The 18,206-nt window shown below is 62.0% G+C and carries 14 protein-coding genes; 5 read left to right on the top strand and 9 right to left on the bottom strand.

Going from position 1 to position 18,206, the window contains the following annotated elements:
• Positions 1–17 precede the first annotated feature (17 nt).
• From ACQY1J_RS00740 to ACQY1J_RS00730, 3 genes are all read right to left on the bottom strand, one after another.
• Positions 18–1,031 (bottom strand): NADP-dependent oxidoreductase, encoded by a 1,014-nt coding sequence (locus ACQY1J_RS00740; RefSeq protein ID WP_430249711.1) that lies wholly within the window; start codon positions 1,029–1,031, stop codon positions 18–20.
• Between the two features lie 83 nt (positions 1,032–1,114).
• Positions 1,115–2,407: a HAMP domain-containing sensor histidine kinase gene (locus ACQY1J_RS00735; protein ID WP_062578202.1), complete on the bottom strand. Its 1,293-nt coding sequence runs from the start codon at positions 2,405–2,407 to the stop codon at positions 1,115–1,117.
• 2 nt (positions 2,408–2,409) lie between these two features.
• Complete coding sequence (locus ACQY1J_RS00730) at positions 2,410–3,096, bottom strand: response regulator transcription factor (RefSeq protein ID WP_062459393.1); 687 nt, start codon at positions 3,094–3,096, stop codon at positions 2,410–2,412.
• A gap of 145 nt (positions 3,097–3,241) precedes the next feature.
• On the opposite strand from ACQY1J_RS00730, the gene ACQY1J_RS00725 reads away from it, so the two are divergent.
• From ACQY1J_RS00725 to ACQY1J_RS00715, 3 genes are read left to right on the top strand one after another with little or no spacing between them, the layout of a single operon-like run.
• Positions 3,242–4,666, top strand: coding sequence for an efflux transporter outer membrane subunit (locus tag ACQY1J_RS00725; protein ID WP_430249709.1), 1,425 nt, complete (start codon positions 3,242–3,244; stop codon positions 4,664–4,666).
• Positions 4,666–5,796, top strand: a complete 1,131-nt coding sequence (locus ACQY1J_RS00720; RefSeq protein WP_430249708.1) for an efflux RND transporter periplasmic adaptor subunit — start codon at positions 4,666–4,668, stop codon at positions 5,794–5,796. Before ACQY1J_RS00725 ends, ACQY1J_RS00720 begins: the two co-directional genes overlap by 1 nt.
• On the top strand, positions 5,793–8,861 hold the full coding sequence (locus ACQY1J_RS00715; RefSeq protein ID WP_430249706.1) for an efflux RND transporter permease subunit: 3,069 nt from the start codon (positions 5,793–5,795) through the stop codon (positions 8,859–8,861). Before ACQY1J_RS00720 ends, ACQY1J_RS00715 begins: the two co-directional genes overlap by 4 nt.
• Before the next feature lie 84 nt (positions 8,862–8,945).
• On the opposite strand, the gene ACQY1J_RS00710 is transcribed toward ACQY1J_RS00715, so the two are convergent.
• From ACQY1J_RS00710 to ACQY1J_RS00690, 5 genes are all read right to left on the bottom strand, one after another.
• On the bottom strand, positions 8,946–9,392 hold the full coding sequence (locus tag ACQY1J_RS00710) for a pyridoxamine 5'-phosphate oxidase family protein (RefSeq protein WP_192078527.1): 447 nt from the start codon (positions 9,390–9,392) through the stop codon (positions 8,946–8,948).
• Positions 9,393–9,515: 123 nt separating this feature from the next.
• Positions 9,516–10,847, bottom strand: a complete 1,332-nt coding sequence (hemN, locus tag ACQY1J_RS00705; RefSeq protein ID WP_430249704.1) for an oxygen-independent coproporphyrinogen III oxidase — start codon at positions 10,845–10,847, stop codon at positions 9,516–9,518.
• Positions 10,844–11,002: a cytochrome bd-I oxidase subunit CydX gene (gene cydX / locus ACQY1J_RS00700; protein WP_062578213.1), complete on the bottom strand. Its 159-nt coding sequence runs from the start codon at positions 11,000–11,002 to the stop codon at positions 10,844–10,846. Before cydX ends, hemN begins: the two co-directional genes overlap by 4 nt.
• Positions 11,003–11,014: 12 nt before the next feature.
• Positions 11,015–12,163, bottom strand: a complete 1,149-nt coding sequence (gene cydB / locus ACQY1J_RS00695; protein WP_092663253.1) for a cytochrome d ubiquinol oxidase subunit II — start codon at positions 12,161–12,163, stop codon at positions 11,015–11,017.
• Positions 12,164–12,187: 24 nt separating this feature from the next.
• Positions 12,188–13,768 carry a cytochrome ubiquinol oxidase subunit I gene (locus ACQY1J_RS00690; protein WP_430249983.1) on the bottom strand — a complete coding sequence of 527 codons (1,581 nt, stop codon included), beginning with the start codon at positions 13,766–13,768 and terminating at the stop codon, positions 12,188–12,190.
• Positions 13,769–13,928: 160 nt separating this feature from the next.
• On the opposite strand from ACQY1J_RS00690, the gene cydD reads away from it, so the two are divergent.
• Complete coding sequence (cydD, locus tag ACQY1J_RS00685; RefSeq protein ID WP_430249703.1) at positions 13,929–15,695, top strand: thiol reductant ABC exporter subunit CydD; 1,767 nt, start codon at positions 13,929–13,931, stop codon at positions 15,693–15,695.
• Entirely contained in the window at positions 15,692–17,353 is a 1,662-nt protein-coding gene (gene cydC / locus ACQY1J_RS00680) for a thiol reductant ABC exporter subunit CydC (protein WP_430249702.1), read from the top strand. The genes cydD and cydC overlap by 4 nt, the downstream gene beginning before the upstream one ends.
• Here cydC and ACQY1J_RS00675 read toward each other — a convergent pair.
• Entirely contained in the window at positions 17,347–18,006 is a 660-nt protein-coding gene (locus tag ACQY1J_RS00675) for a helix-turn-helix domain-containing protein (protein WP_082471789.1), read from the bottom strand. The two genes, cydC and ACQY1J_RS00675, sit on opposite strands and share 7 nt — an antisense overlap.
• Positions 18,007–18,206: the final 200 nt, after the last annotated feature.

The following is an 18,206-nucleotide window of genomic DNA, read 5'->3' as shown; positions in this document are numbered from 1 at the left end:
TAGGCTGCTTGAGCCAGTCAGTCAGCGATTTTCACGATCAGCTTTCCGAAATTGCCGCCGGTGAGCATACCGATGAAAGCCTCCGGCGCACGTTCGAGGCCGTCAACGATATCTTCCCGATACTTTATGTCGCCGGACGCGACGCGCGGGCCGACCTCATCGAGGAAGTCTCCAAAGTGGCTGATGAATTCAGTCTGGATGAAGCCGCGGATGAGAAGGCTGCGCCTCAGAACCGCCGACATGGTGATCGGAAGCCTGTCCGTTTCCGCAGATCCGGCGCCATTGTAGTGCGCGACAAGCCCGCAGACGGGGACACGGGCAAACTGGTTCAGCAGCGGCAGGACGGCGTCCCAAACGTGCCCGCCGACATTTTCGAAATAGACATCGACGCCGTCAGGGCATGCAGCAGCGAGATCGGACGCAAAATCTTTCGAGCGGTGATCGACAACGGCGTCAAAGCCGAGGCCATCTTTCACATACGCACATTTGTCCGGTCCGCCGGCAATCCCGACTGCCCTCGCCCCGGCAAGTTTCGCAAGCTGGCCGACCAGCGAACCGACAGGCCCGGAGGCAGCGGCGACAACGACGGTCTCGCCTTGCTTCGGCTTCCCGATGAACTTCATTCCGCTCCAGGCGGTCGAGCCGGGCATTCCCAGCACGCCGAGTGCCGTCGTCAGCGTTGCGCCGTGCGTTTCGACACGAGTCAGGGTATCTCCGTGGACAACCGCATTGGTCGTCCATCCGGTCCGAGCACGAACGATATCGCCGGGCGAAAAGGCTGTGTGGCGAGACTTCACCACTTCGCAGATCGTTTCGCCTTCCATAACGCCATCAATGGGAACGGGCGCTGCATAAGACTTTGCGTCGCTCATGCGACCGCGCATGTAAGGGTCGAGCGAAAGATAGAGGCATCGCAAGGTGACCTCTCCTTCTGCTGCTTCCGGGAGTTCGAAATTCTCGATGCGGAAATTCTTAGCCTCGGGCTGACCGGTCGGTCGGCTTGCCAAGACGATGCGGCGAATGGCGGTCATCCTGTGTGTCTCCTTGTCGTTGTCGACTCCCGGGTGAAGTAGTCGGCGACACCGATTTGCCAAGGCCGAACCGCGATGGGCGCTTAATTTGCTGCCACAAGCTTTCGTGGGGCAGCACAGGTCGGAATTGTGATTTGGACGGACAGACCACCGGCCGGTCTGTTTTCTGCCTTTGCGCCCCCGCCGTGCCATTCCGCCGCACGCCGGGTAATGGCAAGCCCAAGGCCGAAGCCGGAACGGGTGGTGACGGTTGAACTTTGCGAAAACGGCTTGAAGATCGCCTCCAGTTCCGTCTCCGGCACACCCTCGCCGTCGTCCTCGACGGTCACGATCAGCTTCCGGTCCAAGACCTTGGACGTCACACGGACAGCGGTGCTTGGTCCCGTGTGGGTGATGGCGTTGCGGATCACATTTTCCAGCGCGCGGTAGATCAGCTCGCCGTTGACGGAAGCCACGAATGTGTCGACGCCCTCATACTGGACGGTTACCCCGCGCGCCTGTCCCTCGAAGCCGGCATCGTCCACAATCTCACGCAGGAGATCGACAAGGTCGAGCGTCTGCCGCTCGAACCTCGGTGTATCGCGATCCGACAGCCGGGCGAGAGTCAGGATTTCGCCGACCAGTTCGTCGAGCCGCTCGACCTCGCGGCTCATCCGCTCGATCATCACCGCCAGCCGTACGGGGTTCTGTTGCAAAACGCCGATAGCAGCTTGCAGACGCGATAAAGGCGAGCGCAGTTCGTGTGAAATATCGTGGAACAGCTGCTGCTGAGCCATCTGGAGCTCCTGCAACCGGGCAGCGGTGATATCCAGATCGTGCGCCAGCGACGCGATCTCGTCGCGTTTGGCGCCGATCTTGTGGGCGATCCGCACGTCCAGTTCTCCCCTGGCAAGCGAGCGCAGCCCATAGCGCAGCTGCTCGACCGGGGTAATGAAATAGCGGGCGAGCCAATAGGCCGCAGCGGCTGCCGCAAGAAGTGCTGCCAGCCACGGAACAGCCCGAGGCCAGGTTTTAGCCATCATGCTCGGCGCTGCGCCGGCAATTTCCAGGCGATAACACTCTCCGTCGCGCACGGCGGTCCGAACGAGCGCCTCCTCGTTTTGCTCGGCACAATCGATCGCCGGCCCGTCGGTCGTGACGGTGACCGGGATGTCGCGACCGGTCCGCCGAACCGCCGCCACCAGCCTGGCCGTCGCCTCCAGGCCATCCGACTGGAGCACCTGGGCCGCGGTCTCCAGCGTCAGGCTAAGTTCCCGGCCAGCAACCTCCTCCTCGAACGGTGATTGGAACAGCGTGCTGATCGCAAACAGGATCGCAATCGAGCCGGCCATGGCCAACCAGACGACGGTGAAGAATTTCCAGAACAGGCGATGCATGGTCAGCCTTCCAGCAACTGGTAGCCGCGGCCGCGCACGGCCTGGATCCAGGGCTGCCCATCCGGGCGGGCGCCGAGTTTCTGCCGGATGCTGCTGATGTGGACGTCGATCCGGCGATCGAACGCGGTGAGCGGCTTGGCAAACGCTCGCAACGATATCTCCTGCTTGGAGACAAGCTGGCCGGAGGAGCGGGCAAGCACTTCCAGCAGGCTGAACTCGGTTCCGGTCAGTTCCAGGGGTGCCGCCCGCCACATCGCCCTGCGGTTCGACGGATAAAGCACCAGTTCGCCCGTCCTGATCTCGTTGACGGTGCCGTCCCGCTCGGTTCGGCCCGAGCGGCGCAGGATGGCGCGAATGCGCGCGGCCAGTTCCCCCGGCGAACAGGGCTTGGAGACGTAATCATCGGCTCCGAGATTGAGGCCGGCGATGCGGTCGATATCGTCTCCCCTTGCCGTCAGCATCAGCACCGGCACGTCGCTCACCTGCCGGATCTTGCGCAGAACTTCGATGCCGTTCATCCGCGGCATCATGATGTCGAGCACGATCAGATCCGTCGAGGAGGACATGGCCTCGGCCACGCCGACGCGACCATCCGCGGTCGTTTCGACCGCGAAGCCTTCCTCTGTCAGATACTCGCCCAGCAGGTTGGTCAGCTCGGCATCGTCATCGATCAATAGTAGCTTGGTCATGCCCTGCTCTTGCTCCTTCGATAACTTCAGCTTTACGACCTTGAGGCTGCGAAGACAGCAGTTTTACCTAACTTAACCTGCTCTTGACCGACATTAACATGGCGATCCCTATACTGCGGCCTTCAGTTAAGGCGGTGTCCAATCGATGCGCAGCACTCTTTCTTCAGTTCTACCAGTCCTGGCCATCGCGGCCTTGCTTACCGGATGCACGAGCCTTGGCACTCTCAAGCCGGCGACGCCAGCTGTTGCCGCCTTCTGGCATGCGACGCTTCCGCATGGCGGTCGAACAGCCGATCTCGTGGCTTGGTGGGCAAGCTTCAAGGATCCCTCGCTGGACGCCTTGTTGTACATGGCGGACCGCGAAAACCCGACCATCGAGCAAGCGGTGGCGAATATCGACAAGGCGCGCGCCACGCTCGACAGCACCGCGTCAGGGCTTTTCCCATCGCTCGACGGCTCTACATCGGCAAGCCGTGAGGGCAATAAGGGTAACGACAATAACAGGCTGACCGCCGGGACGACAAAGAGCGGCGGGCTTGATTCCGCCTGGGAAATCGATCTGTTCGGCAAGACCAAGAAGCAGGTGCGCGCCGCTGCATCGCGGGCCGCTGGCGAAGTCTGGTCATGGCACGATGCCCGCGTTTCGATTGCCGCCGAAGTGGGCGACGACTATGTCCAGTACCGCGCCTGCCGCGAACTGGAGCGCCTCTACCGCGACGAGCTTGCCTCGCAGACGGCCACCATCCGCGCCACGGAACGGTCGGCGCAGTCAGGCTTTACGTCCACAGCTGACCTGGCGCTGGCACGGGCAAGCGCTGCTGCCTCCTCGTCAAGCCTGACGGCCCAGCGCGGCGAGTGCGAGATCCTGATCAAATCGCTCACACAATTGACGGGCGGAGACGAACCGGCGGTCCGCCGGCTACTCGATCAGGGCAAACGGCGTATTCCGCAGCCATCTGCGGTGCGGATCACTGCCGTGCCTGCCGACGTCCTGCGACAGAGGCCCGACGTCAATGCGCTGGAGGCTGAAGTCGCCGCAACGATTTCGGACGTCGGCGCGGCGAAGGCCGATCTTTACCCCAGCCTCAGCCTCAGCGGATCGATCTCGATCAGCCAGTCCACCGTGACCGGCCGGTCTGTTCCCTGGTCCTTCGGACCGGCGCTGTCGGTGCCGTTGCTGGATGGCGGAGCACGACGGGCGGCTGTGCGCAGTGCGGTTGCCGACTACGATATCGCGGTTGCGAACTATAAGTCTGGCGTGCTTGGCGCCGTTGCCGAAGTCGAGACGGCGCTGTTGCGGGTCGACACGGCGCTGCGGCGGATTGCCGACGCAAAAAGCGCTGCCGACAACTATCAGCGCTATTTCCGCGCGGTCGACCAGAACTGGGCGTCCGGGGGCGTCAGCATTCTCGACCGCGAAGAAGCTCGCCGATCGGCGCAATCGGCGGCCATCACTCTCATCGAAATCAGGCGCGACGCCGTCCAATACTGGATCGCCCTCTACAAAGCGCTTGGCGGAGGCTGGTCCATTCCGACCGCCGCTGCCTCTTCTGCACGGGAACTCAACTAATGCTTAAAACATCACACCCGCTCACGACGATGGCGCTTGCCTGCGTCGTCTGTCTTGCTTTCACCCCGGCAGGCCGGGCACAGGACGCGACGCAGACGACCGCCGGCGCGGCCGCCCTCACGGTCAGCGTGACGAAATCGGAGGTTTCCCAGTGGCCGGTGCTCATTCCTGCAAGCGGGCGCCTTGCGGCCTGGCATGAAGCAGTGATCTCCGCCGAAGTCAGCGGATTGCGGATCATCGGCATCAATGCGGATGTGGGAGCGACGGTAAAAAAAGGCGAGTTGCTGGTGCAATTCGACGCCGAAACCGCGCAGGCCGAGCTCGAGCAACAGCAGGCAAGCGTCGAGCAGGCAAAGGCCGATCTCGATCAGGCGGTCGCGAATGCCGACCGCGCCCGCGGGCTGACCGGCTCCGGTGCGATCTCCGCCCAGCAGACGACGGAGTATCTGATCACGGAGCGCAAGTCGAAAGCAGCCCTTGCGTCGTCGAAGGCCGCGCTGGCATCCGCGCAGCTGACCCTTGACCGCACGAAGGTCTACGCGAACGACGATGGCGTGATCTCTGAACGGTCCGCGTCGCTTGGCAAGGTGGTGACCGCCGGCGACGAACTGTTCAAGCTGATCCGCCAGAATCGCATCGAGTGGCAGGCGGAGCTGCCGGTCAAGCGGCTGGCCGATGTCAAGGAAGGCACCAAAGCGGTCATTCCGACGCCGCTCGGCGATGTCCGTGGCGAGGTGCGGCTTGTCTCGCCCACGAGCTCGACCGCCAGCGGTCGGGTCACTGTCTATGTCGCCCTGCAGCCCGCAGTCGGAATGCCACAACCGAAGACCGGCATTCTCGTCAGCGGCAATTTCGAATTCAGCGCCACCGATGCGCTGACAGTTCCGGCAACGGCCGTCACCCTGAGGGACGGCTTTTCCTACGCGTTCGTCCTCAACGCGACAGATCAGCCGACGGTAACCCGCAAGCGTGTCGAGACCGGCCGGCGGCAAGGCGACCGGGTCGAGATCGTATCGGGGATCGACACGACCGAGGAAGTCGTCGTCTCCGGCGGCGCGTTTCTTGCGGACGGTTCCGTGGTGCGGGTGGTCGATACGGTCGCCGAAGCCGAGACGGAGGCGATGAAGTGAATTTCTCCTCCTGGTCCATCCGCAATCCCGTTCCGCCGATCCTGCTGTTCGTCCTGATGACGGCCTGCGGCCTGTGGGCGTTTAACCGTCTCGACATCCAGAACTTTCCCGACATGGATCTTCCGACGATCGAGATCAGTGCGTCGCTCGACGGGGCCGCCGCCTCACAGCTTGAGACCGAGGTCGCGCGCAAGATCGAAGACGAACTGACGGGCCTGGCGCGGCTCGATTCCGTGACCACGACGGTTACCGATGGCTCCGTCAGCATTTCCGTCGCCTTCGAAGTCGGAAAGAACACGCAGGAAGCACTGGACGAGGTAAAGAGCGCCGTCGATCAGGCGCAGGACGACTTGCCGGAAGAAATGAACGCACCGACGGTTTCCAAACAGTCGCTGAATGCATCGCCGCTGATTACCTATGTGGTGCGGTCAGACACGCTGGATGCGGCGGAACTCTCCTGGTTCATCGACAACAACATGTCGCGTGCCCTGATGGCTGTCGAAGGCGTCGGCGAAGTTGGGCGCCTGGGCGGTGTCGACCGGGAGGTCCGCGTCGAACTCAACGCCAATCTGCTCGATGGCCTCGGTCTGTCTGCAAACGACGTCAACGGGCAGCTCGATTCAGTGCAGTCTGACCTGTCGGGCGGCAAGGGGCGGATCGGCGGCGAAAGCCAGTCTGTCCGAACGCTGGCGGCCGTCGGCAGCGTTGAACAGCTCCGCGCACTGCCGATACCATTGCCGGCCGGAAACTGGGTTCGATTGGACGAACTCGGCACGGTTACCGATTCCCACAGTGATCTCAGCTCGCTTGCCTATATCAACGGCAAACCGGTCATTGCCGCGCAGATCAAGCGGTCCAAGGGATACTCGGACGTCGCCGTTACCGACAGTATCCGCGAACAGATGAAGTCATTCGCGGCAGAAAATCCGCGAGTGACGATCGAAGAGGCCTACAACACGATCGTACCGATCGAGCAGAACTACGAATCTTCGATGCATATGGTCTATGAGGGAGCGTTGATCGCGATCTTCGTGGTCTGGCTCTTTCTGCGTGACTGGCGGGCGACGCTTTTGGCCGCCGTCGCCTTGCCCTTGTCGATCATCCCGACGTTTCTCGTCATGTATCTGCTCGACTATTCGTTGAATACGATCACGCTTCTGGCGCTGTCGCTGGTGGTCGGGATCCTGGTCGACGATGCGATCGTCGAGATCGAGAATATCGAGCGACATCTCAACATGGGGAAAAGCCCCATGGATGCAGCGATGGAAGCCGCCGACGAAATCGGCCTCGCCGTCATCGCCACCACCTTCACCCTGGTCGCCGTGTTCCTGCCGACAGCCTTCATGGGCGGCATTCCCGGCATCATCTTCAAGCAATTCGGCATCACGGCCTCCGTCGCCGTCCTCGCCTCGCTTCTCGTCGCGCGTCTGGTGACGCCGATGATGGCGGCCTACATCATGAAGCCGAGCGGCAAGGCACACGAAGAGGACGGTCGCCTGATGCGATCCTACCTCTGGGCCGTCAAAGGCGCGCTTCGTCGGCGCTGGATACCGGTGCTCGGTACAGTCGGATTTCTGGCGTTCACGATCCTGCTGCTCAGCCATCTCTCGACCGGGTTCTTTCCGGCATCCGATAGCAGCCAGACCCAGGTCACGATCACGACGCCTCCAAGCTCGACCATTGAATCGACCGACGAAGCGGCGCGAAAGGCGTCCGCGGTCATTGCCGGCGTCGACCACGTTACCTCGGTTTTCCAGGCAACGGGCACGGCCTCCACGGGCGGGATGAACAGCACCTCGAATGCCAGCACCAACAGTGCGACGCTCGTCGTCAACCTCACGTCGATCGACGACCGTGACGTCAAGCAATCTCAGATCGAAGCGGATTTGCGCAAGGCGCTGGAAACCTTGCCCGGCGTCCGTCTTGAGATCGGATCCGGCGGCAATGGTACGCAGCTGACGCTGACGCTGGCCGGCGACGATTCCGACCTTCTGGAAAAAGCGGCCGCCAGCCTCGAGTCCGACCTGCGCACGCTGCCCGGCATCGGCAACGTGACCTCGTCGGCCGCGACCCAATCGCCGGAGATCACCATCCGCCCTAATCTCGCGGAAGCCGCATCTCTGGGTGTGACCTCGAAGGCGATCGCCGACGCCATTCGGGTCGCAACGGCCGGCGCCTATGATGCGGCCCTGTCGAAGCTCAACCTGCCGGAACGCCAGGTCCCCATCCGGGTCATGCTCGACACGGCGAGCCGGCAATCGCTGGATGCGCTGTCGCTCATCCCGGTCGAGGGCAAGGACGGCAATGTCGCGCTCGGCGCCATCGCCGACATATCGCTAGGCTCCAGCCCCAGCCAGATCGACCGGCTCGACCGGTCGCGCAACGTCTCGCTCACGATCGAGCTCAACGGCCGGAGCCTTTCGGAAGTGACGAACGAGGCAGCGCAGCTTCCCGGCTACAAGAACCTGCCGCAGGGCGTGAAATTCGTCGAGCAGGGAGAGTTGAAGCGCCAGAGCGAGCTGTTCAGCAGTTTCGGATTGGCGATGGCGATCGGCATCTTCTGCGTCTACGCGGTGCTGGTCCTGCTTTTCCATGACTTCCTGCAGCCGGTCACGATCCTGATGGCCTTGCCGCTGGCTCTCGGCGGCGCGCTCTTGCCACTGGTGCTGACGGGAACAAGCTTCTCGATGCCTGCGGTCATCGGCCTGCTGCTTCTGATGGGCATCGTGTCGAAAAACTCGATCCTGCTCGTCGAATACGCGATCGAGGCGCGGCGCGCCGGTATGTCACGCTATGACGCGCTGGTGGATGCCTGCCACAAGCGGGCGCGGCCGATCGTGATGACGACGATCGCCATGGCGGGCGGCATGCTGCCCGCCGCCCTCAGCCTCGTATCCGGCGATTCAAGCTTCCGCCAGCCGATGGGCATCGTGGTGATCGGCGGCCTCATCACCTCAACCTTCCTGAGCTTGCTGGTCATCCCGGTCGTGTTCACATTCCTGGATGATCTGTTGGTCTGGCTGAAAGCGCGGTTCCACACGCGCAGGCAGCACCCCGCAGAGTAGCGCGCGTATAAGTCTGGCGGCAGCCGAAGCCGTACGGCTTTGGTGTCGCCCGGCTGGCGCGTGAACCGGGCGACACCGTGCGCATCAATGCGGATGCATGCCGGACACACGTCCGGTTTCGGTCGGGAGATAGGCCTCTCTCCCCGAGACGCTTTCGATCCGAATTCCATAGTAGACGGGTTTGTTTTGCACCCCGGCCGCTGCTGTTTTCAGTCCTCCAGGCAACCAATAGGTTGCGTTGCTGGACTGCAGAAGAGACCATGCACGCGCATACTTCGCCCATTCGGCAGCCTGGTCGAATTCCTTGAACTGTCCATTCGCGATAACGGTCCGCCATTGTTGCGGACTGGAGATTTCGTCTGCCAGAATGCAGACGGAGTTATTCTCGCGCATCCACGAGATCTTCTTGCCCTCGAGCGAGAAGCTGTAGAACCAGTCGTCCTCAATGATGAAAGAAATCGGAACCGTGTACGGGCGGCCTTCGAGGACGCAGGACAGTCTCCCCATCCGGGTTTTTGAAAGAAATGCCATGCACTCCTGATAATCAAGTTCTCTTATATTCATCCCGTCTGCCTTTCGTGAGGGCGCGCTTTCCGCTCCTCAAGCCGAAATCCTCAAATTCATTATGTCAGTGATGACGTTCAGTGGTGACGTTCATACGCTCGGGCTGAACAGATTTTGCCCCTGGCTTCTGAACCGGTCAAAGATAGCCGAAACAGTGCGAACATAGGGTCTCCCCTTTGCCGTCATCGAGATGCAGTTCGCCCGCACCGTCAACAGACCGCTCAGAGCGAACGGTCGCAGCAAGGCCAGTTCGTCGGCATAACCGGCGGCATTCTGTCCCAGATCGACGGAGAAATCGCACATCAGGCGTTCGATGATTGTCGCGCGTTCATGATCGTCCTCGACAAAGGCGTGGCCGCGTCGCGTGGGTAGAGACCCCTCCGCGATATGGCGTTTGTAAGCCTCGATACCGGATTCGGACTGCGTGTAGCCACCGGGGAGCCGCGAGATGGAAGAGCACCCGAACCCCAGCAGGGTCGGGCGATCGTCGTCCGTGTAGCCTTGAAAATTGCGGTGGAGCCGACCTTCTCTTGCGGCAGCCGCCAGTCGATCGGAAGGCGTGGCAAAATGATCGATGCCGATCGCCTGATAGCCCTCGCGGATGAAGAAAGACGCGATCGCGCTTGCCTGCTGCAAACGCTCGACGGGTCCAGGAAGCGATGCGCTATCGATCAGGCGCTGGTTGGCCCTTCGTGATGGTAGATGGGCGTATCCATAAAAGGCGATGCGATCCGGATTAAGCTCCAAGACGGAACGGCAGGTCGTCAGCAAGCTTTCCTGGGTTTGGTTCGGCAGACCATAGATCAAATCGAAATTGATGCGTGAAATGCCGGCGTCGCGCAGGTCGCGGACGGCGGCGGCCACCTTTTCTTCCGGCTGCTCCCGCCCGATTGCCTGTTGCACAACGGTGTCGAGATCCTGGACGCCGAGACTGGCGCGGTTGATCCCGAGCCGGCCGAGCGCTTGGCAAAGATCGCGCCCGAGCATCCGCGGGTCGAGTTCGATCGAATGCTCGTAGTCGTCTTCCAGGTCGAAATGCTTCTTGAGCATACCGAGAACGGAGCTCAAGCCTGCCTCGCCCAGAATGGAGGGCGTGCCGCCGCCCCAGGCGATGCGGCCGATCTTCAGCCGGGCTGGCAGGTGAGCGGCAACCAGCGCGATCTCTGCCTCCAGCGTGGTCCGGTAGTCCTCGACCGGCTCGGCCCTCCGCACCGCCTTGGCATGGCAACCGCAGTAGTGGCAAAGCTGCCGGCAATAGGGAACGTGCAGATAGACAGAGACCGGTTCGGCCGGATCAAGTTGGCCGAGCCAGGCGGCCTGTTCCTTGGGTCCCACCGCCTCGCTGAAATCCGCGGCGGTGGGGTAGGATGTGTATCGTGGAACCGGCATTTCCGCGAGACGCTCGACCATATCCGGTTTCATGCGGCCGGATCTCCGACGGCGCTGCGTTTTGGCCTGTTTGAGGGGTCCGGAAGCGCCGAGAGGCGCCGGTCTTCCTTCATCTCGAACCACATGGCGTTGAGGATGGCAAAGACGCAGGCGAGGCCGACGCCGAGGATCCAGGAAAAATACCACATGAATGATCTCCTTCAGTAAGCGTTCGGATTGCGACCGATCGAGGCCGCGTTCACTGGACCGCGCATCACGTGGTAGACCCAGGCTGTGTAGGCGAGCACGATCGGCAGGAAGACGACGGTCGCCAGCAGCATGATGAACAGGGTGAGGTGGCTGGATGACGCGTCCCAGACCGTCAGGCTCACGGCCGGATCGATCGACGACGGCAGCAGAAAGGGGAAGAGCGACAGGCCGGCGGTCGAGATGATGCCAAAGATGGCAAGGCTCGATCCAGCGAGTGCGATCTTGAACCGACGGCTGCCGAGTCCTGCCAGGGCGACGAGCGACCCGACGAAGCCGAGAACCGGCGCAATGATCATCCAGGGATATGCATGGTAGTTGTTGAGCCATGCTCCAGCCTGCGTGACGACGGTTTTCGCCAGCGGATTGGATGGACCGGCAGCTTCCTGAATACTGGTGACGACATAGCCGTCCATGCCGAAGGCGACCCACAAGCCGGCGAGCGCGAACAGGGCGACGGTGGCTGCGGCCGCCATCCGGCCAAAGCGCGTCGCGCGTTCGGCGACCGGCCCCGAGCAGCGCATGGCAATGACCACGGCTCCGTGCATGACCAGCATCGACAGGCTGGTGAGGCCAGCGACCAGGGCAAATGGCCGAAGAAGACCGAAGAAATTCCCGTCGTAATGGGCCCTCATCGTGCCATCGAGGCCGAAAGGTACGCCGAGCAGCACGTTGCCGACCGCGACACCGAAGATCAGCGCCGGCACGAAACCGCCGATGAACAGCGCCCAGTCCCAGGTGCTTCTCCAGCGCGGATCCTTGACCTTGCCGCGGAACTTGAAACCGACCGGCCGGAGGATGAGGGCCAGCAGGATGGCGATCATGGCAAGGTAGAAGCCGGAGAAAGAAGCCGCGTAGAGCGCCGGCCAGGCGGCAAAGATGGCGCCGCCGCCCAGAACGAGCCAGACCTGGTTCCCTTCCCAGGTCGGCCCAATCAGGTTGAGCAGGATGCGCCGCTCCTCGTCCGTCTTGGCCGCAAATGGCAGGAGGGCGCCAACGCCGAGATCGTAGCCGTCGGCGATGGCAAAGCCGATCAGGAGGACGCCGAGCAGCAACCACCAGATGATCCGCAATGTTTCATAATCGAGAGGTAAATGGGACATGGACCTTGCTTTCGAATGAGAGGGTCAGCGTTGCGGCGCAGCGGCGGCGCGTTCGGGAACCACTGCCGATCCGCGAATGCCGTCGATCAGCACGTTTCTTTCGCTCGGACCGGCCTTGATGATTTTGAGCATCAGCAGAACCATGATGACGGCAAGCGTCGTGTAGACCGTGAGGAAGAAGCCGAGGCTGATCGCCAGATCCACGAGGGTTAGGCCCGACGCGGCATAAAAGGTCGGCAGCACTCCCTCGACCACCCAAGGCTGACGCCCGTATTCGGCAACGAGCCAGCCGAATTCGATGGCAACCCATGGCAGCGGCAGACTGAACAGGGCGATCCACAGAAGCACGCGGTTTTCACCAAGCCTGTGGCGGGAGGCCAGATAGAAAGCCACCGCGAAGAAGACGATCAGGTAAATGCCGATCGCAACCATGAACCGGAAGCTCCAGAACAGCGTCGGCACGTCCGGCACCGTATCCCAGGCGGCCTTTTCGATCTGCTCGTCGGTCGCCGCCGGCACGTCATCGACGTAACGCTTCAACAGGAGTGCATAACCGAGGTCATGCCAGGTATCGGCAAAGGTCTGGCGGGCAGCAGCATTGTTGCGGTCGGCACGAATCTGGTCCAGCGCCGCATAGGCGGTCATGCCGTTGCGGATGCGGACTTCCGCACGCTCGACCAAGGGCAGAATGCCGGGCACCTCGGTGGAGAGTGATCGCGTGGTGATGAGGCCAAGGACGTAAGGGATTTTCACCTCATAGCTGTTCTCGCGGACGCCCGGGATGGCAAAGACATTGAGGCCGGCAGGGGCCGGTTCTGTTTCCCACATGCTTTCCATCGCAGCGATCTTCATCTGCTGGTGCTCGGTCGCGACATAGCCGCTCTCGTCACCAAGGACGACGACGGAAAGAGCCGAGGCGAGGCCGAAGCTCGCAGCGACCGCCATCGACCGCTTGGCTAGATCCAGATGGCGTCCCCGCAGCAGGAACCAGGCGCTGATCGCCATGACGAACATGGAGCCGGTGACATAGCCGGCGCTGACCGTGTGGACGAACTTTGCCTGCGCCACGGGATTAAAGATGACAGCGGCGAAATCGGTGATTTCCATGCGCATCGTATCGGGATTGAAGGTCGAGCCGACGGGGTTCTGCATCCAGCCGTTGGCGATCAGGATCCACAGGGCCGAGAAGTTGGCGCCGAGCGCCACGAGCCAGGTCACGGCCAGATGGCCGACTTTGGAAAGCCTGTCCCAGCCAAAGAAGAAGATGCCGATAAACGTGGCTTCCAGGAAGAAGGCCATCAGGCCCTCGATCGCAAGGGGCGCCCCGAAGATATCGCCGACATAGTGGCTGTAATAGCTCCAGTTCATGCCGAACTGGAACTCCATGACGATGCCGGTTGCGACGCCCAGCGCAAAGTTGATGCCGAACAGCGTGCCCCAGAAGAGCGTCATGCGCCGCCAGATTTCGCGCCCGGTCATCACATAGACGCTTTCCATGATGGCCATCAGAAACGACAGCCCCAAGGTCAGCGGAACAAAGAGGAAGTGGTACATTGCCGTCGCCGCGAACTGCAGTCGCGAAAGGTCGACAACCGTAAAGTCGATCATGTGTCTACCCGCCTATTTTCAGGTTTTCCGGTTCGAAATCCCCGGTCTGAAAGCGGCATAATCCACCGCACGGGCCCCGTGCATTGATTGCAATCAATGAGCCCTCCTGCATGCCGGATTAGATAGTCCCACGACGATCAGGGCAGTACGGAAACCGATGACCACAAGCACAGACGAGCAGGAAATGGGTGAAGATGGCGGCGACCGGAAAGCGCTTTCCGCCCTGCGCCGACACGGCGGCATCGCCCTCGGCATCGCGGTCGCACTCCCTATAATCTCCGGCCTGCTGCTGATCGGGCAGGTGCTCCTGTTGTCGCAGGTGCTTGGCCGGGCCATCGAGGATGGCGTTCCCTTAGACCAACTCTGGCCGCAGATCTTCGGTTTCGCCTCCCTCGTTGCACTCCGTATCGCCCTCTCCATTGCTGCCGAAGTGGCGGGATCGTTCGCTGCCGAAAAGATCAAGCGAACGGTGCGCGACAGCCTGACCACACGGCTGCTCGCCCCCCGTCCAGACTGGAGACAAGACCGGTCGTCCGGCGCGCTTGCCAGCACGGTCGTCGATCAGGTCGAGGCTCTGGAGGGATTCTTTTCGCGGTTCCTGCCCGCAACCATTCAGGCCGCGCTGCTCCCCATCGTCTTTGCCGCGGCCGTCATGCCGTTCGACTGGGTGGTCGGGTTGTTGTTCCTGTTCACGGCGCCGATGATCCCGCTGTTCATGGCGCTGGTCGGCTTCGGGGCGCAGGCCGCGAGCGATGCACAGGCCAATGCGCTGTCGCGGCTGTCGGAGTATTTTGCCGATCGTCTCGGTGGTCTCCTCACGCTGAAGCTGTTCGGACGAATGGAGATCGAGGCTGGAGCCATGCACGAAGCGACAGACCAGCTTCGCCGGCGGACGCTGCGCGTGTTGCGGATCGCGTTCCTGTCATCGGCGGTGCTCGAATTCTTCGCAGCGCTTGGCGTTGCCGGCGTCGCACTTTACGTCGGCCTCAGCTATCTCGGCATGGTCGACCTGCCCGGTACGCAGTTGTCGCTCCAATCCGGGCTTTTCTGTCTGCTGCTGGCTCCGGAAGTTTATCTTCCGCTTAGATCGCTCGCCGCACATTACCACGACCGCGCCCATGCCAAGGGTGCGGTCGCCGAGATCGTGCGCCAGTTCGGCGAGCTTCCCATGCCCGTGGCTGCGATAATCCCTCCGGCACCGTTGCGTCTCGTTTCCTCTGCGGTCACGATCCTTGCCACCAATTTCAGCCTGAAAACGCCGGACGGTGGATCCACTTTGCTCACATCGAGCAGACTCTGCATCCCGGCCGGCCAGCATATCGCCCTCGTCGGTCGCAGTGGCATCGGCAAGTCGACGCTGCTGAATGTGCTGGCAAGGCTTGCGCGCACTGAGGGAACAATCGAGTTCAGCAATCGCCGGCTCGATGACATCGATGAGCGCGAGCTCCGCCGGATGCTGACCTTCGTCAGTCAGAAACCGCATCTCTTTCACGGCACGATCGCCGACAATATCCGCCTTGCTAATCCCGGCGCCAGCGACGACGAGATCCGCCGCGCGGCCGATCTGGCCCTGGTCACGGCGTTCAGCGATGGCCTTCCGGACGGCCTTGCCACCGGTATCGGAGAAGGTGGTCTCGGCCTGTCGGGCGGCGAGGCGCATCGCGTCGGCCTGGCCCGCCTCTATCTCACGGATCCGTCCATCATCCTGCTTGACGAGCCGACCGCGCATCTCGATCCCGAGACGGAAGCGACCGTGCTCGATCGCCTCCAGGGGTTCGCCCAAGGGCGGACGATGATCATTGCCACGCATTCGATGACAGTCGCTTCCCGCATGGACGCGACAGTGCGGTTCGAGAACGGACATCTCTTGCCAATGAAGCCGACCCTGTCTGTCGTTTCCTCTGGTCGGGAGTTTGCCGCATGAGAGCGCTTCTGTCTTTTCACCCGCTGTTTCGGCGCCATCTGGCAGGCTTCGCCATTGCGCTTGGGCTTTCGCTGGCGACCCTTCTCGCGGGCGTTGCTCTGCTGGGCCTGTCCGGCTGGTTTCTGACCGCGGCATTCCTGACCACCGCTGCCATGAGCTTCAATCTTTTCAGTCCGTCGGCTGCTGTCCGAGGACTGTCGATGCTGCGCATCCTGTCGCGCTACGGCGAAAAGCTCGTCGGTCACGACACGACGCTTCGAGTACTGGCCGACATCAGAGAATGGCTGTTCAGACGCCTCGGTCCCGGCGTGCACCAAGCCAGCCAGACGCTCCGCAAGGGCGATGCGGTTTCACGGCTAACGGCAGACGTGGATGCGCTCGACAGTGTGTTCATCGTCGCAGCCGGTCCGCTCGTGACGGGTGTACTCACAGCAACGGCAGTGACCGTTTTCCTGTCCGTCATGCTGCCGGCAGCTGCAATCCTATATGCGGTCTTCATGGCGACAGCTCTGTTTGTCGTTCCGATTCTGCTTTCAAGCGGAACGCGCCGGCTGGGCGCCCGGATCATAGACCTCTCGACCGAACTGCGTGTGGCGGCGTTCGACATGGTCGACGGCCACGCCGATCTGATTGCATTCGGTGCTGCCGATCGGATGCGGGCACGCTCCGATGCAATCGCTGCAGATCTTTCAAGGACGAGGCTGCGTCTCGCCCGTGCCTCGGCATCGGCGTCAGCAGCAATCGCCGTCCTCGGAGGACTTGCAGTCGTCGGCACATTGCTGACCGGGCTGACGGCTCTGGAGCGTGGCCTGATCAGCGGCCCTATTCTCGTCGGCCTTCTTCTCGCCTCGCTCGGGAGCTTCGAGGCAACGGCGGCCGTCACCCGGCAGGTCGCAAAGTTCGGTAGCGCGATCGCCGCGGCGGAGCGACTGAGGAGACTGGCGGAGACACCACCTGTTGTCGTCGATACGCTCCATCCGGCAGCCCTTCCCGCCGGGGGAAGTATCTCAATCGAAGGCCTGACCTTCGGCTACGATCCGCGGCGGCCTGTCCTACGGAACCTCGATCTGACGGTGGACGCCGGAAGTAGCGTCGCCATCATGGGGGAAAGCGGCGCCGGAAAATCCACACTCGGCGCCCTTCTCCTGCGCCTCGCTGATCCCATCGCGGGAGCCGTGCGCGTTGCGGGTACGGATATCCGCGACATCGCGCAGTCCGATCTCCACGCCAGGATCGCCCTGCTCGAACAGAACGCGCCGGTCTTCATCGGCACGATCGGTGACAATCTGAGGATCGGCTGCAACGGAGCGAGCGATGACGAATGCTGGTTCGCTCTCGGCAAGGCGCGTCTCGCCGATTTTGTGCGCAGTCTGCCTGCCGGTCTGGAAACGCCGGTCGGAGAAGCCGGTCATACACTCTCCGTCGGACAGGCACGGCGGCTTTGCCTCGCCCGAACACTTCTGTCCAAGGCGGAGATCCTCGTTCTCGATGAGCCGACCAGCGGTCTCGACCGGGAAACCGAACTCTCGTTCTTCCGTGATCTCAGGAACGCGACGGTGGGACGAACCGTCCTCCTCATCAGCCATGCGCACTTGCCGTTCGGGATCGTTGACCGCATCCTCCATCTGACGGACGGACGTCTGCGCGAAGATCAGTGAACGTTGATGCCTGCAACGGCCTCCAACGCAGACATGTCGATCAGTTCGACGGTTTGCGGATCGGGCAGCCGGATCATGCCCGTATTGCGCAGCTTGGTGAAGGAGCGGCTGACGGTTTCGATCGTCAGCCCAAGATAGTCCGCTATGTCGGTCCGCGACATTGGCAGGGACAGAGGATTGGCGGAAAGTTTATGCTCCGCAGCCCTTGCCGACAGCGCCAGAAGAAAGCTCGCAAGCTTTTCGACCGGCGCCAGGCGCCCGAGAATCATCTGATTGTCACGGGCCTGGCGAAGCGCCGAGCGGGTAAAGGAATGCAGCCGGTCCTTCAGCTTGGGGTAGCGTTCCATCAGCGCATGCATTTCGCGCGTCGAGAACGAACAGAGCTGGACTGAACCAATCGCTTCCGCCGTGGAGGAATGGACGTCCTCATCCGCCAGGCCAAGATAGTCGCCCGGCAGCAGAAAGCCGGTGATCTGGCGGCGTCCATCGGGGAGCGCGATCGATAGTCGCAACATGCCTGCAGTAAGGCTGTAGGTCCGATGCAAAGGGTCGCCTTCGCTCACAAGCATCTCGTTGGGAGCAAGATGCCGAGAGGTCATGATCTTGTCGAGTTCGGAAAGTTCCTCGTCAGCCAACGCAGCACAAACAGCCATTGTGCGCACATCGCAGTTGGCGCAAGCGCTGCACGCTTTCCGCCGATGTACTGATTTCTGAGTGGTGAAAGGACTGTCGTGCGTATCTACCAATCGATCGTTCTCGTCTGCTGTCAATTCAACATAAAATATCCAGTGGGACACACAACCGATATTGCGGATGCCGACGATCAGGAACGCCCAACCATCCTGCCAAGTGT

The sequence above is a fragment of the Neorhizobium sp. DAR64860/K0K1 genome (genome assembly GCF_050500205.1).
GTDB classification, from domain to species: Bacteria; Pseudomonadota; Alphaproteobacteria; order Rhizobiales; family Rhizobiaceae; genus Neorhizobium; species Neorhizobium soli.
The sequence above is the reverse complement of the archived record's forward strand: the minus strand, read 5'-3'. Positions and strand labels throughout refer to the sequence as shown.

Excerpts from the sequence above, each read along its gene's own strand:
- ACQY1J_RS00740 (WP_430249711.1), bottom strand. The coding sequence starts at position 1,031 with ATGACCGCCATTCGCCGCATCGTCTTGGCAAGCCGACCGACCGGTCAG.
- ACQY1J_RS00735 (WP_062578202.1), bottom strand. The coding sequence starts at position 2,407 with ATGCATCGCCTGTTCTGGAAATTCTTCACCGTCGTCTGGTTGGCCATG.
- ACQY1J_RS00730 (WP_062459393.1), bottom strand. The coding sequence starts at position 3,096 with ATGACCAAGCTACTATTGATCGATGACGATGCCGAGCTGACCAACCTG.
- ACQY1J_RS00725 (WP_430249709.1), top strand. The coding sequence starts at position 3,242 with ATGCGCAGCACTCTTTCTTCAGTTCTACCAGTCCTGGCCATCGCGGCC.
- ACQY1J_RS00720 (WP_430249708.1), top strand. The coding sequence starts at position 4,666 with ATGCTTAAAACATCACACCCGCTCACGACGATGGCGCTTGCCTGCGTC.
- ACQY1J_RS00710 (WP_192078527.1), bottom strand. The coding sequence starts at position 9,392 with ATGGCATTTCTTTCAAAAACCCGGATGGGGAGACTGTCCTGCGTCCTC.
- hemN (WP_430249704.1), bottom strand. The coding sequence starts at position 10,847 with ATGAAACCGGATATGGTCGAGCGTCTCGCGGAAATGCCGGTTCCACGA.
- cydX (WP_062578213.1), bottom strand. The coding sequence starts at position 11,002 with ATGTGGTATTTTTCCTGGATCCTCGGCGTCGGCCTCGCCTGCGTCTTT.
- cydB (WP_092663253.1), bottom strand. The coding sequence starts at position 12,163 with ATGTCCCATTTACCTCTCGATTATGAAACATTGCGGATCATCTGGTGG.
- cydD (WP_430249703.1), top strand. The coding sequence starts at position 13,929 with ATGACCACAAGCACAGACGAGCAGGAAATGGGTGAAGATGGCGGCGAC.
- cydC (WP_430249702.1), top strand. The coding sequence starts at position 15,692 with ATGAGAGCGCTTCTGTCTTTTCACCCGCTGTTTCGGCGCCATCTGGCA.
- ACQY1J_RS00675 (WP_082471789.1), bottom strand. The coding sequence starts at position 18,006 with ATGGCTGTTTGTGCTGCGTTGGCTGACGAGGAACTTTCCGAACTCGAC.